The organism is Pseudomonas sp. NPDC078416 (genome assembly GCF_050268485.1).
GTDB lineage: Bacteria > Pseudomonadota > Gammaproteobacteria > Pseudomonadales > Pseudomonadaceae > Aquipseudomonas.
In genome coordinates this window covers 1-13628 of record NZ_JBNNGV010000022.1, presented here as the reverse complement: position 1 = coordinate 13628, position 13628 = coordinate 1, and the positions used below count along the sequence as shown (strand labels likewise).

10 protein-coding genes are annotated in these 13628 nt (G+C 62.4%); 5 read left to right on the top strand and 5 right to left on the bottom strand.

Annotation, left to right across the window (positions count from 1 at the left end):
• Window positions 1-126: 126 nt before the first annotated feature.
• From ACQKEN_RS18205 to ACQKEN_RS18190, 4 genes are all read right to left on the bottom strand, one after another.
• Window positions 127-3708, bottom strand: coding sequence for a molybdopterin cofactor-binding domain-containing protein (locus ACQKEN_RS18205; RefSeq protein WP_427687620.1), 3582 nt, complete (start codon window positions 3706-3708; stop codon window positions 127-129).
• Window positions 3705-4223, bottom strand: coding sequence for a (2Fe-2S)-binding protein (locus ACQKEN_RS18200; protein WP_427687618.1), 519 nt, complete (start codon window positions 4221-4223; stop codon window positions 3705-3707). Before ACQKEN_RS18200 ends, ACQKEN_RS18205 begins: the two co-directional genes overlap by 4 nt.
• A 118-nt stretch (window positions 4224-4341) precedes the next feature.
• Entirely contained in the window at window positions 4342-4800 is a 459-nt protein-coding gene (locus ACQKEN_RS18195) for a MarR family winged helix-turn-helix transcriptional regulator (RefSeq protein WP_427687616.1), read from the bottom strand.
• Between the two features lie 287 nt (window positions 4801-5087).
• Window positions 5088-6137 carry a 2,5-dihydroxypyridine 5,6-dioxygenase gene (locus ACQKEN_RS18190; protein WP_427687614.1) on the bottom strand — a complete coding sequence of 350 codons (1050 nt, stop codon included), beginning with the start codon at window positions 6135-6137 and terminating at the stop codon, window positions 5088-5090.
• A 357-nt stretch (window positions 6138-6494) separates the two neighbouring features.
• On the opposite strand from ACQKEN_RS18190, the gene ACQKEN_RS18185 reads away from it, so the two are divergent.
• The 5 genes from ACQKEN_RS18185 to ACQKEN_RS18165 all read left to right on the top strand — a co-directional run bounded on the left by ACQKEN_RS18185 (window position 6495) and on the right by ACQKEN_RS18165 (window position 12095).
• Window positions 6495-7643 (top strand): FAD-dependent monooxygenase, encoded by a 1149-nt coding sequence (locus tag ACQKEN_RS18185; RefSeq protein WP_427687612.1) that lies wholly within the window; start codon window positions 6495-6497, stop codon window positions 7641-7643.
• Complete coding sequence (locus tag ACQKEN_RS18180) at window positions 7640-8458, top strand: alpha/beta fold hydrolase (protein ID WP_427687610.1); 819 nt, start codon at window positions 7640-7642, stop codon at window positions 8456-8458. The genes ACQKEN_RS18185 and ACQKEN_RS18180 overlap by 4 nt, the downstream gene beginning before the upstream one ends.
• Window positions 8459-8705: 247 nt before the next feature.
• A complete protein-coding gene (locus ACQKEN_RS18175; RefSeq protein ID WP_427687608.1) occupies window positions 8706-9353 on the top strand; it encodes an N-carbamoylsarcosine amidohydrolase in 648 nt (215 codons plus the stop codon).
• Between the two features lie 161 nt (window positions 9354-9514).
• Window positions 9515-10828: an MFS transporter gene (locus ACQKEN_RS18170; RefSeq protein ID WP_427687606.1), complete on the top strand. Its 1314-nt coding sequence runs from the start codon at window positions 9515-9517 to the stop codon at window positions 10826-10828.
• Window positions 10829-11018: 190 nt separating this feature from the next.
• The gene (locus tag ACQKEN_RS18165) at window positions 11019-12095 is read left to right on the top strand and encodes a nucleoside hydrolase (RefSeq protein WP_427687604.1); all 1077 of its coding nucleotides are present in this window, start codon (window positions 11019-11021) and stop codon (window positions 12093-12095) included.
• Window positions 12096-12148: 53 nt separating this feature from the next.
• Here the strand turns inward: ACQKEN_RS18165 and ACQKEN_RS18160 are convergent, their stop codons facing one another.
• Window positions 12149-13138, bottom strand: coding sequence for an aldo/keto reductase (locus tag ACQKEN_RS18160; protein ID WP_427687602.1), 990 nt, complete (start codon window positions 13136-13138; stop codon window positions 12149-12151).
• Window positions 13139-13628: the final 490 nt, after the last annotated feature.

Sequence of the window (13628 nt, the reverse complement as noted above, 5' to 3'; positions counted from 1 at the left end):
CATCCGGAATCTTCGGTGCACTCGTATCTGTAGGAGCCGGCTTGCTGGCGAATGCGGTGGGTCAGGCACGTGGATATCGCCGCTGATATTTTTCGCGGGCAAGCGCGCTCCTACCGTTTTGTGGCGTCAATGGGTGCCGGGGTTGGCTCTTAGATGCGCCACTTTCTCTGGCAACCCCGTCCACTGCGGTTCATTCGGGGCAAATCGGCTGCGCAGGTACGCGGCGAGGTCGCTGATCTGGGTGTTGGACAGGCTGTCCTTGAAGCCCGGCATGTAACCCAGATCTGCCGTCGCCGGCTTGTCGATGCCCTGTTGAATCACTTTGATCAGGTTGTCCGGCAGCGCGCTGTGGACGTTGGTATTGGTCGCCAGCGACGGGCTCACGCCAAACAGCTTCGGCCCCAGACCGTCGGCATGGCAACCCTGGCATGAACCTTCGAACACTCGCTGGCCATTGCTCAATGACTGGGGCGAAACGCTGGGCTGAGATGTGGAAGCCGCGGCCGTCGCAGGACGAATCTCAGCACTGGCGGACGCGGGCTCATTCAACGCCGCCAGATAGACCGCAATCGCCCGCACATCGCTCTTCGGCAGTTTCGCCAGCTCCGAGACCACCGGCCCCATCGGCCCTGCCGCGACGCCGTGAGCATCGGAATACCCGCTGCTTAAATAATTGAACAGCTGATCCTCGGTCCATGGCGTCGGCGCCTTCGACAGGCTGTTGAGCGCTGGCGCTTCCCAGCCGTCCACCGTGCCGCCGGCCAGAAACGACGTGCCGCCCTTCTCCGCCCCCAGCAGATCCCGGGGTGAATGGCAGGCCGCGCAATGCCCCAATCCATTGACCAGATACTGGCCGCGGTTCCATTGCGCGCTTTGTTGCGGCTGGGTCTGTACTTCGCCTTTGCGCAGGTACAACGCATTCCAGCCGGCCATCAGCGGCCGCACATTAAACGGAAAGCGCATGTCATTGGCCGGCTGCACTTGCTTCACCGGCGTCTGCGACATCAGGTACGCGTACAGCGCCTGCATGTCGGCGTCTTCGATATTTCTGAAGGCGGTGTAGGGAAACGCCGGATAAAGGTGTTTGCCATCACGACTGATGCCGTCACGCATCGCCCGCTCGAACGCCGGATACGACCAGTTGCCGATGCCAGTCTCCGGGTCCGGCGTGATGTTGCTGCTATATAACGTACCGAACGGCGTCTGCATCGCCAGCCCGCCGGCATTGCTGGCGCCATTCGGGGCGGTGTGACAGACCGCGCAGTCGCCCACGGCCGCCAGCAAACGCCCGCGCTCCAGGGTCGCCGATGACCAGGTGTCTGCTGAAGGCGGCGTGATCGGCGCGATTTCCCCACGCCAGGGCAACGCCGTCGCGGCCATGCCCAATACCGCCCCCAAGGCTGCGAACAGCGAACCGAACAGCCATTTCGAACGTTTGGCTTTCGGCGATTGCGACGGGCTGCTGTTGGCCTCCGCGCCCGCGCTGTTCAGCGCGGCAAGAATGCGCTCGGCCGTGATCGGCAGTTCGCGAAAGCGAATCCCGGTCGCGTCATACACGGCATTGGCAATGGCCGCCGCACTCGGCACCGACGCCGACTCCCCGGCGCCCATGGGCGGCTCGGCCTGACGCGGCATCATCAGGACGTCGACCTTCGGCACCTCCGGGAACGTCAGAATCGGGTAGCCGCCCCACTCTTTGCTCGCCACCGTGGACTCCTCGAACGTCACCCGTTCCTTGAGCACGCGGCTGGCGGACTGGATGACGTTGCCGTGGATCTGATGCTGCACGCCGGCGGGATTGACCATCATGCCGGCGTCGTGGCCGATCACCACGCGGGTCACCGACACATCGCCGGTGTGCTTGTCGATCGCCACGTCCGCGACCCACGCCGCCCACGCCGCGCCGAAGCCGGGAAACTTGCTGTGGATGTAGCGCGCGTAGGCAAAGCCTCGCCCACGCAGTACCCCGTCTTCTTCCGGGATCTGCATCGGCTGGGTGCGCGGCGCCCAGTCAGCCCGAGCAGCAGTCGCACGAACCAGTTCGGCAGCGCGCTCGTCGTGCAGGTAACGAAGCCGATACTCGATAGGGTCGACGCCGGCGGCGAACGCCAACTCGTCGATGTAGGACTCGTGAGCAAAGGTATTGGGAAGTGCCGACACACCGCGCATCCACGACGCCCGTACAATCGGCGCCATGTCGTGAATGGTGACGCGCATGTGTTCGATGTCGTAGGGCGGGATCGAGGTGCGATCGCCCATTTCGAACATCGTCGCCACCGGTTCCACGCGCCCGGTCAGTAGCAAGGCCAGGGTCGGCGAGTTGTTCGACGGGTAGCGGGTGCTGAAGTCATAGCCGGCGATGCCGCCATCGGCGTTCAGTCCGCCGTCGACTTCCATCAATTGCGCGGTGCCTTTCGGTTCCCAGGCATGTTCCTGCTCGCGGGTCAGTTGCACGCGCACCGGCCGGCCCACGGCGCGGGACAGCAACACCGCGTCGGCGCAGACGTCATCAGCGCAATTGCGCCCGTAACAGCCGGCCGCTTCCATGCGGATGATGTCGATGCGCTCTTCGGGGTATTCCAGCAGCCAGGCCAGATCGGCGCGCAGCATGTGGGGGTTCTGCGTGCCGGACCAGACCCGAATGCCTTCTTCGCTGTAGTCCGCCAGCCCGCACGAAGGTCCGATGGAGCCGTGAATCTGGTAGGGCCACAGATAGGTTCGCGTCATCCGCTCGCTGGCCCGGGCCAACGCTTCTTCGACATTGCCCTGATCCAGCACCACACGCTGAATGCTCGGGTTGTCGCGAATCGCCTGCTCAATGTTGGTCATGTCCGGCAACTGATGCTGCCAGGGCTTCCAGGTGACCTTGAGTTCCCGCGCCGCCTTGGCCGCCTGCTCTTCGCGCATCGCGACGATGCCGACGAAATCGCGAATCACCACCACGCGGACGATGCCGGGAATGTGGGCGATGGAGGATTCGTCCACGTCCAAGAGGCTGGTGCCAACGAAGTCGCCCGTGTCATAACCGGCGTAGGGCGGACGTACGACGCGGCCGTGGAGCATGTCCGGCAAACGCATGTCGTGCACGTAGGTCAATTCGCCAGTGGCCTTGCCCGGAATGTCCACGCGGGCGGCGCCCTGCCCCACCAGTTTGTAGTCCTCCAGCCGCTTGAGTGGCGCGCTGCCGGAGATGCGCAACTCAACGCGCTGATCGACCAGCAGTTGGCCAAAGGTCAGTTCGCGACCGTCCTGTGCCTTGATCACGCCGCTGTCGATGACTAACGAATCCACATCGACCGACCACTGCTGCGCGGCTTGTTGCAGCAGGTAACGCCGCGCCTCGGCCGCCGCGTTGCGCAGCGGAATGGCGGAAATCTGCAAGGTGGCGCTGGCGATGGTCGCGCCCTGATTCGGCGCACGCTCGGTGTCGCCCAGAATCATCGTCACCTGATCCATCTGCAGGTCCAGTTCTTCGGCGACGATCTGCGTCAGCGAGGTGCGGATGCCGGTGCCCAGGTCCACATGGCCGTTGAAGGCATAGACGCGACTGTCCTGATCAATGGCAATGAACAGCCCCAATTCCATGGGCCTGACGGTAGGGGTGCCGCCCTTGGCGACCGGTCCGGACGGCGGCAGGATGTCGTCGACGATCAGCAGCACGCCATGTTGGGCGAGCAGTTCATCGCGTGTGGGCAAAGTCTGGGTCATTGGACGGGATCCGGGCTGGGCTGATGACGCGCGGCACGCATGACCGCACTCAGGATTTCCAGGTGCGTGCCGCAGCGGCACAGGTTGGCCGACAGTTCGTTGCGAATCTGCGTTTCGGTGGGGTGCGGGTTGCGATCGAGCAAAGCCTTGGCGGTCATGATCATGCCGTTCATGCAGTAGCCGCATTGCGCGGCCTGTTCGTCGATGAAGGCTTGTTGCACCGGATGCGGGCGATTCCGCGAGCCGATGCCTTCCAGCGTGGTGATCTCACGCCCTTGGGCGCCGGCCAGCGGAAACACGCAGGAACGTGCGGCGACGCCGTCGATGATTACCGTGCAGGCGCCGCACTCGCCCAGGCCGCAGCCGTATTTGGGGCCATTGAGGTGCAGGTCGTTGCGCAGGATCAGTAACAGCGGCGTGTCAGGCATTGCCGTGACGCTCGTGGCCTGACCGTTGACGTTCAAAGTCACGGTCTTCTCCGCCGCCCGCTGCAGCTCGCTCGTGTCAGCCTTCATGTGTTACCCGCTGTAGCTTGCATTTGATGAAGTGATTACTTCATGAAAAGAGAGCAGGAAGCATGCCAGCGGAGAAAAGGCTGTAGGACGTTGGAGTTTGGGGGTGGGTCAGGCGGCTTTAGTCTTCGCCCTCGTCGATCAGTTTGCGCAGCAGAAACAGGACAGCCACGCGTTCGGCGGGGTTGAGTTTGCTCAGGGTCAGCTCACTGATCTGCGCGGCGCGGGGCACGGTTTCCTGCACCAGTTGCAGGCCGCTGTCGGTCAGGCTGCAGATGACTTTGCGGCGATCCTGCGGGTCCGGCTCAAGGCTGATCAGGTCCCGGGCTTTCAGGCGATCGACGATACCGCGAATGGTGGCCTGATCCACGGCCGTGGCCTTGACCAGTTCAGTCTGGGAGCTGGGACCGTGATCGCGTAACGCGCACAAGGTCACGAACTGCACCGCCGTGAGCTGCGAATCGCCGACATTCTGCTGGAAGATCGCCAGATGCCGCTGGTAGGCCTTGCGCAGCAGATGGCCGACTTGCTCGGAAAAGGTGTAGGACGAATTGTTGTTGGACGGGTGGTCAGTGGACACGGATGGCTCGTTCGGCAGGATCTGGGAAGTGGTGGCTACAGTAACGTTTGCGGGGGTTGAGGGGAATCTTCGGAACGAGCGCGTTTTATCGCGCCAGAGATGCGCGTAGGGATAAGGCGATATTGACTGTAGGAGCGTGGCTTGTCCCGCGATCTGGCGCGCAGCGGCAGTGATATTGCCAACGCGGTGCGTCAGTAAGAGCGCGATTGTCGGGTTTACGGCTGCTGCGCAGCCGATCGCGGGCCAAGCCACGCTCCTACAGGTCCGCGGTGGGATGTATATCTGCCTCAGGCCTTTGAAGCCTCGGGCGCCACCACTTCGCCTGCCAGCACCACGGCCTGGTCATCCAGATAAATATCGCAACGACGCAACGGGATATCCAGGTGGCACGGGGTCTTGCGGGTGCCGCCGACTTCGGTGTTCGGCCCCGTGGAAAACAGGAAGTTGCCATAGAACGCCCGGGCGTCCATGCACATGCCGTCGTTCTTGTCGTGCAGGCCCATGGCCGTCCATTGGGCGCGGGGTTGCAGGCCCCAGCCGATGTGGGAAATGCCGTAGACCTCCGGGTCGTTGAAGTATTTCAGGTACTCGCGCAGGTACTCGGCTTCGAATCCACCGTGAATCCCGGTGATAAAACCCTTGTCGATCTCCAGGGTGATCTGCTCGCGGGAATAGGTTTTGAACGGCAGCACGATGTCGCCGACATCAATGACCAGCGTGCCCTCGGCGGTCTCTTCGTTGGGCCAGGAAAACAGGAACCCGCTGGGCCAGTGGTCCCAGCGGCCCGGCTCGTCGGCGAAACCGTATTCGGTAACCGAAGGGTATTGCCCCAGTTGCGCACGAAAATCGCTGCCGGCGCGGGACTTCACCTGAATCGAGCGCGCCGCCTTCAGTACCCCTTCGGCGGCCAGCACACGCTCCTTGTCCGCCACCGTCGGCAGCATCCGCGCCAGCACTTCCGGGGGCTCGACCGCCAGCAGGATCCGCGTCCCGGTCTTGAGGATCTGCTCCTGCTCCGGCGAGTGCAGCAGCATCATCGTGTCGACGATCAGGTCCGCCGCCTCAAGGGCACGTTGCGCCGCAATGTTGCCGGTCAGCGCAGTGTCGCCGCAGTAGGCGGTCATGTCGTTGCCCATGGCTTTGGGATGATTGAACGAGGGCAGCTCCACCGCGTAGACCTTGGCGCCCAGCCGTTGGGCAGCATCCATGGCCGCGCGCACCGTGCGCGCATCGGAGTAGTGGCTCTTGAGCACTGCCACGCTCTGGGTCGCGTCCACTTTCGACAGTTTCAGCACGTGCTCGAACATCTGGGTCAATTCGCAATCGCTAACCGGCATCTCTTTTCTCCTCTCGGGGGATGACCGGCCGGATGCACCATTGCAAGGCATCGCGCATCAGACCGGTGCATTTTTAAAGCGTACACACTTATTTAAAGCGATAAGACATCAATCCGGACGCCGCTGCAATAGGCACGCCACAGTGTTACGCGACCACACATATCCCTGCATATAAGGGTTACAGAGGGTGACATGCCTGATTACGACGTCGCATGACGTTTCTGGAAATATCGGTTCACTTTTAAAAATATCAGCGTATACACTTTAAAAACTCAGCGACGCGACAGATCACTCTCGCCTCGCCGACATCCAGAAAGCCTGTCATCCAGAGCTCATGAACACGAAGGAATGCGCGCCATGCCAACCACGCAAAAAATCGCCATCGTCGGATCCGGTCTGGGGGGCGCTGCGGCTGCGACGCTGTTGCAGAAAGCCGGTTTCCACGTCGACATCTACGAGCAGGCCCCCGCGTTTTCACGCATCGGTGCCGGGATCCACATGGGCCCGAACATCATGAAAATCTTCCGCCGCATGGGCATCGAGCAGCAGCTCAGCGACATGGGCTCGCACCCGGATTTCTGGTTCAGCCGCGACGGTGCGACCGGCGATTACATGTCGCGCATCGCCCTGGGCGAGTTCTCACTCAAGGAGTACGGCGCTGCGTACATCACCGTGCACCGCGGCGATTTGCACGCGCTGCAAATGTCGACACTGGCGCCCGGCAGCGTGCACTTCAGCAAATGCCTGACCACCCTTGAAGAGCGCGACAACGGCGTGCGTCTGAACTTTGCCGACGGCACCCACGCCGATGCGGACATCGTGATCGGCGCCGACGGCATCAACTCGAAGATTCGCGAAGAGCTGCTGGGCCATGAAAAACCGCTGTACAGCGGCTGGGTCGCCCACCGCGCGCTAATTCCCAGCGAGGTGCTGACCAAGTACAACCTGAATTTCGAGAACTGCGTGAAATGGTGGAGCGAGGACCGTCACATGATGGTTTATCACACCACCGGCAAGCGTGATGAGTACTACTACGTCACCGGCGTGCCCCATGCGGCGTGGGATTTCGAGGGCAGTTGGGTCGACAGCAGCCGGGACGAAATGTACGAAGCCTTCGCCGGTTATCACCCCACCGTGCAGGCCCTGATCGAGTCCACCGACAGCGTGACCAAGTGGCCGCTGCTCAACCGTAACCCGCTGCCCTTGTGGAGTCGCGGCCGCCTTGTTTTGCTGGGCGACGCCTGCCACCCGATGAAGCCGCACATGGCCCAGGGCGCCGGCATGGCCATTGAAGACGCCGCGATGCTCACCCGCTGCCTTCAGGAAACCGGCCTCACCGACTACCGCACCGCGTTCCAGCTGTACGAAGCCAATCGCAAGGAACGCGCGTCTCGCGTACAAGCCGTTTCCAACGCCAACACCTGGCTGCGCACCCAGGAAGATCCGGCCTGGGTCTACGGTTACGACCTCTACGGCCAGGAGCTGAAATCGGGGGTGGCGGCGTGAGCACATTCATTCATGGCGGCAACGTCCAGGCCAACGGCATCCGACAGCATTACCTGCGCTACGGCGGTGATGCACACGCCGGCAAACCGGCATTGATCCTGATTCCGGGCATCACCAGCCCGGCTATCACCTGGGGTTTCGTCGCTGAACGCCTGGGCCAGTACTTCGACACCTACGTGCTGGATGCCCGTGGTCGCGGGCTTTCTTCCACGGGGCCGGATCTGGATTACAGCGTCGACACCTGCGCCGATGACATCGGTGCCTTTGCGGCCGCCATGGGCATCGACAGTTATCACCTGGCTGGTCACTCGATGGGCGCGCGTTTCGCGGTACGGGCTTCGGTCCGTTGTCCCCAGGGCCTGAAAAGCCTGGTGCTGATCGATCCGCCGGTGTCCGGTCCGGGGCGTCGTGAATACCCGGCGAAGCTGCCGTGGTACGTCGATTCGATCCGCCAGGCACAACTGGGCATGAGCGCGGAAGACATGCGCGCGTTCTGCCCGACCTGGACCGAGGAGCAACTGCAACTGCGCGCCGAGTGGCTGCACACCTGCTACGAGCCCGCCATCGTCCGCGCCTTCAATGATTTCCATGACGTGGATTTGCATCAGGACCTGCCGAATCTGCCTGTCCCTGCCCTGCTCATCGTCGCTGGCCGCGGGGGTGTGATTCAGGCGAAAGACGAAGCCGAGATCCGACAGCTACAACCGAACATCCTGATCGCACGGGTGGAAAACGCCGGGCACATGATTCCGTGGGACAACCTGCCGGGCTTCTTCGCCGCGTTCGGTGACTTTCTCGGTACGCCGCTGGCTTGAGGCAGATCACCGAACAGGCCTGAACCGGATTTATGTCCGGCGCTGCACCTGTAGGAGCGCGCTTGCCCGCGAAGGGATGCTACAGACACATCACCGCCAATTGACCCGGCGCGTTTCGCGGGCAAGCGCGCTCCTACAGGTGTCCTGCGTTGACAAGAATCTCCGTGCTCAGGCCCGGGGGCCGTTCAGGAAATTTATCTAGCGCGACACCAAATCGACTTCAACCCTATTGACCGAGGAGAACGCAATGACCGACCCACAAAGCGCGGACGCCAACTATCAGGGCGTCTGGGGCAATCGCATCGGTTTTGGTGCGAAACCGGCCCTCCTCATGATCGATTTCATGCAGGGCTACACCCAACTCGGTGCGCCGTTGTATGCGCCGGGTGTGGTCAGCGCCGTGGCCGAAAGCGTCGAGCTGCTGGCCTGCGCACGGGAACATGGCATCGCAGTGGTGCACACCAACATCCGCTACCACCCCACGCATTTCGCGGACGGCGGCATGTGGGTGAGAAAAGCGCCGGTGATGAAGGACATGGTCGAAGGCAATCCCCTGGCTGCGTTCTGCGAGGCCGTGCAGCCATTGCCCGAAGAGGTCGTCATCAGCAAGCAGTACGCCAGTTCGTTCTTCGGCACGTCGCTGGCATCAATGCTGCACGCCCAAGGGATCGACACCGTCGTGCTGGCCGGCTGCTCCACCAGCGGCTGCATCCGGGCGACCGCGGTGGATGCTGTGCAGCACGGTTTCCGGACCATCGTGGTGCGCGAATGCGTGGGCGACCGACACCCCGATCCCCATGAAGCGAACCTGTTCGACATCGACAGCAAGTACGGGGATGTGGTTGGTAAGCAGGAGGCTATGACGCACATGCGAGCGGCAACCGGTAAGCGATGAGCTGCAAGCTACAAGCGGTAAGCCGCAAGTGAAGAGCACGCGGTTCCCTCTTGCAGCTTGAGGCTTACCGCTTGCCGCTTCTTCCCCCATATGACAACACCGCTAACGCAGGCAAAATCAGCCGCCGCGCTCACCGGTCGAAGAACCGCCAGGAGACACCCATGCCCTCTGCGAATGTAGACACCTCCGCGAACTTAGCCGCGGACCCGATCAAAGCGCTGTACACCAAGATCACCTGGAAGCTCATCCCCTTCCTGTGTTTCTGCTACCTGGCCGCTTACCTGGACCGGATCAACATCGGCTTCGCCAAGCTGCAGATGCTCGACCAGCTGCACTTCAGCGAGACCGCGTTCGGGCTGGGCGCCGGGCTGTTTTTCGTCGGCTATATCCTCTTCGAAGTGCCGAGCAACCTGGTGCTGGAAAAGGTCGGCGCGAAGATCTGGATCGCGCGGATCATGATCACTTGGGGGTTGCTGTCGTCCTGCACGCTGTTTGTCAGCACGCCGACGCAGTTTTACGTGCTGCGGTTTTTGCTCGGCGCCGCTGAAGCGGGCTTTCTGCCCGGCGTGCTGTTTTACCTGACCACCTGGTTCCCGACCTACCGGCGTGGCCGCATCATCGCGCTGTTCATGATCGGCCTGCCGCTTTCCAGCGTCATCGGCGGCCCGCTGTCGGGCTGGATCATGGGCCATTTCGACCAGACCGCCGGGCTGCGCGGCTGGCAGTGGCTGTTTCTGATCGAAGGCATTCCCAGCGTGCTGCTCGGCGTGATGACGTTCTGGGCGCTGCCGAACAACCCGAAAGAAGCCAAATGGCTGAACAGCGCCGAACAAACCTTGCTGGAAGGCGAGCTGCGCCTGGACGACGTTGAGGGCAAGGACAGCAAGCACAGCTTTCGCGACGGGTTTTTCAATCTGAAAGTGTGGATGCTCGGCGGCATCGACTTCTCGATTCTGCTCAGCGCTTACGCCATGGGCTTCTGGATGCCGACGTTCATCAAGAACGCCGGCGTCACCGACACTTTCCACATCGGCGTGTTGACCGCACTGCCCAGCGTGGCGGCGCTGATCGGCATGCTGATGATCGGCGCCAGCTCCGACCGCCGTCGTGAACGTCGCTGGCACATCATCGTGCCGTTCTGGATCGGCGCCGTGGCCATGGCCGCCAGCCCGTTCTTCACCCATAACGTGGTCGCGACGGTCGCGCTGTTCGCCGTGGCGTCGGCCGCGATCATTGGCGCCGTGCCGGTGTTCTTCAGCCTGCCGGCGACGTTCCTTAAAGGCCGGGCGGCGGCGACGGGGTTTGCCCTGGCGTGCTCGCTGGCGAACATCGCCGGACTGGTGAGCAACTCGATGATGGGCATCGCCATCGACGTCACCGGCAGCAGCGCCGGGGCGTTGTGGTTCTTTGCCGGATGTTTGATCTTGAGCAGTTTGCTGGTGGTGGCGTTGCCGGCGAAGCTGGTGAACAGATAATCAAATCTAAATCCTGTAGGAGCGTGGCTTGTCCCGCGATCGGCGGCGCAGTCGTCGTGTATCCGGTAGATGCGGTGTATCAGGTGCAACGGGCGTCTGACTTTACGACTGCTGCGCAGCCGATCGCGGGACAAGCCACGCTCCTACACTGCTCATCGCATTCATCCAATAACAACGGTGGAAACCGCTCATGCAGGCGTTTTTGAAAAGCTGTGCCCTGGCCCTGACGCTGGGACTGTCCGCGACCTCCTTGCAGGCCGCGGAAAAGGTCATCTTCGACACCGATTTCAACGTGCTCAACGATGACGGCCAGGCCTTCATCATGCTGGCGCAACTGCACGCGCAAAAGCGCATCGACCTGCTGGGCATGACCCTCGTCAGCGGCAACGCGTGGGTCGATCAGGAGCAGGTCGATGCGCTGAAGGCGGTCGAGCGCATGGGCGTGGAAAAGGACATCGGCGTGTACTCCGGCGCGGCCTACCCGCTGCTGCACGACTTTGCCACCTATGAACAGGAAAAAGCCCTGTTTGGCGCAGGCTGGCCGGGGGCGTTCAAGACACCCCGACCCACCGCTGCCTCGCAGTGGGTCGCGCCACCGGACGGGCTGGCTTCGCACACCAAACTGCGCAGCGAATCCGCCGCGCAGTTCATCGTCGACAGCGTGAAGAAAAATCCTCACGAGGTGACCATTCTCGCCGTTGGCCCGCTGACCAACATCGCTCTGGCGATTCGCAGCGCGCCGGAAATCGTGCCACTGATCAAACGAATCGTGTACATGGGCGGCGCTTTCGAGATTCCAGGCAACACGACGCCAGCGGCGGAATTCAACTGGTGGTTCGACCCCGAGGCCGCAAAAATCGTCCTGCGCTCGCCCATCGAACACGTGATTTTCCCCAACGATGTCTGCGAAAAGGTCATCTTTGACGCCTCGGTCTACCAGCGCATCGTCGCCAGCCAAGGCGTAATTCCCGACCTGTACAAAACGGTGCTGGGGCCTGAGTTCGACAAGGACCCGAACCATCACAGCTTCACCTGGGACAGCCTGCCCGCGCTGTACCTGATGCATCCTGAACTGGTCACCGAGTCCAAAGACCTGTGGGTCGACGTCGACGCCCACTTCGGACCGGATTACGGCCGCTCCATGGGCTACAAGAAGAACGCGCCCGTCGGCACACAGAAGGCGAAAGTGGTGTACGCCGTGGACCAGAAGAAGTTCTGGGACGCATACGTGGATCTGGTCACTCTGCCTGCGCCGGTCAAACGCTGATCGCCTCGGTTCGCGCCGATGATTTGAAACGGCCCAAACGGCGGTAAGCAGGATCAGCCGATCAGGGCAATCAGCTGCTGGCGCTGGGCATCAGTAAGCAAAGGCCCTCTGGCGGCTTCGGCGTTTTCCTTCATGTATTTGGGATTTCCCGTACCGGGGATCGCGCACGTCACCGCCGGGTGTGAAATCAGAAACTTCAGCGCCAGTTGCGCCCAGCTCCTGGCCTGAACTTCCCCCGCCCAGCCCGGCAGCGGCGTGTCGCGCAAGCGGCCGAGCAGTCCGCCGCCGCCGAACGGCCGATTGCCGATCACCGCCACCCCTCGCTCACGGCACAGCGGCAGCAGCCGCGCCTCGACCGCGCGATCGTCCATCGCATAATTGATCTGCAGAAAATCGAATGCCTCGGCTTTCAGCGCAGCTTCCACCTCGGCGTAGGCCGATGGGGTGTAGTGCGTCAGACCGATGTAGCGAATGCGCCCTTGCTCTTTCCACTGACGCAGCGTCGGCAGGTGAGTTTTCCAGTCGAGCAGGTTGTGAATCTGCATGAGGTCGATGCGCTGGGTCCGCAACAGCCGAAACGAAGCTTCCATCTGGGCGATGCCTTCGTCGCGTCCGCGGGTCCAGACCTTGGTCGCCAGAAACGCTGGCGATGACGGCTGATGAATCGCCAGCAACTCGCCCGTGGTTTCCTCGGCGCGCCCGTACATCGGCGAACTGTCGATCACGGTGCCCCCCGCCTGGAACAACTGGTCCACCACGGCGGGCAGCAGCTTGTAAGCGTCGCTGCCGGGCTCGACATCGAACCCGCGATACGTGCCGAGGCCAATCATTGGCAACGCTTCGCCACTGGATGGAATGTCTCGGGTGAGCATGTTCCGTTCTCCTGGGTGACCGGCCGATGAGCCGGGTTGTGGCGGTTCGGATGCTGTGGCGACGGCACCGGAATGAGCGATCGCTGCGTCAAACATCAACGCCGCCGAGGCACCTGCCGCCAGGGTAAGCAGTCGTCTGCGGGTGAGCAGGTTTCGGTCGGTCACGGACATGTCTCCGGGTCAGGCTGAAGTGAGCGCACAGCGAAGGTGTCGACCCCTCGCGTGCGCTGTCGGTTCAAGTCGGTGCGACCATCAGCGCAGACCGCGGGTTGGCGCTGGAACCAAATCATTCCCCTAACGACCCGGAATGACGCAGAGCGTCTCGGGATGCATTCCCACGCGGAGCGAGGGAACGATCAAACGTCAGCGCCTGGACTGGCCTCTTCCCGGCTAAAGCCGGTCCCACTAAACAGCAGCGCGTGCAGTCAGTGAAAGTGGGCCCCCCTTAGGACCGGCTTTAGCCGGGAAGCCGTTGATCTGCTTTTGCCCTGCTTTTGCCCTGCTTTTGATCCTCGTACGCAGCAATTCCAGACGACACAAAACGCGACTTGGGTGCAGGCTAAACGCAGGTCTCGCTCCGTGGGCCGAGCGGCATGGATGCCGCGAGAGCCGCCCCCCGCCATGGATGGCGGATGGCGGCGGGCCCACGGAGCGAGGCCGG

Excerpts from the sequence above, each read along its gene's own strand:
- ACQKEN_RS18205 (WP_427687620.1), bottom strand. The coding sequence starts at position 3,708 with ATGACCCAGACTTTGCCCACACGCGATGAACTGCTCGCCCAACATGGC.
- ACQKEN_RS18200 (WP_427687618.1), bottom strand. The coding sequence starts at position 4,223 with ATGAAGGCTGACACGAGCGAGCTGCAGCGGGCGGCGGAGAAGACCGTG.
- ACQKEN_RS18190 (WP_427687614.1), bottom strand. The coding sequence starts at position 6,137 with ATGCCGGTTAGCGATTGCGAATTGACCCAGATGTTCGAGCACGTGCTG.
- ACQKEN_RS18185 (WP_427687612.1), top strand. The coding sequence starts at position 6,495 with ATGCCAACCACGCAAAAAATCGCCATCGTCGGATCCGGTCTGGGGGGC.
- ACQKEN_RS18175 (WP_427687608.1), top strand. The coding sequence starts at position 8,706 with ATGACCGACCCACAAAGCGCGGACGCCAACTATCAGGGCGTCTGGGGC.
- ACQKEN_RS18170 (WP_427687606.1), top strand. The coding sequence starts at position 9,515 with ATGCCCTCTGCGAATGTAGACACCTCCGCGAACTTAGCCGCGGACCCG.
- ACQKEN_RS18165 (WP_427687604.1), top strand. The coding sequence starts at position 11,019 with ATGCAGGCGTTTTTGAAAAGCTGTGCCCTGGCCCTGACGCTGGGACTG.
- ACQKEN_RS18160 (WP_427687602.1), bottom strand. The coding sequence starts at position 13,138 with ATGTCCGTGACCGACCGAAACCTGCTCACCCGCAGACGACTGCTTACC.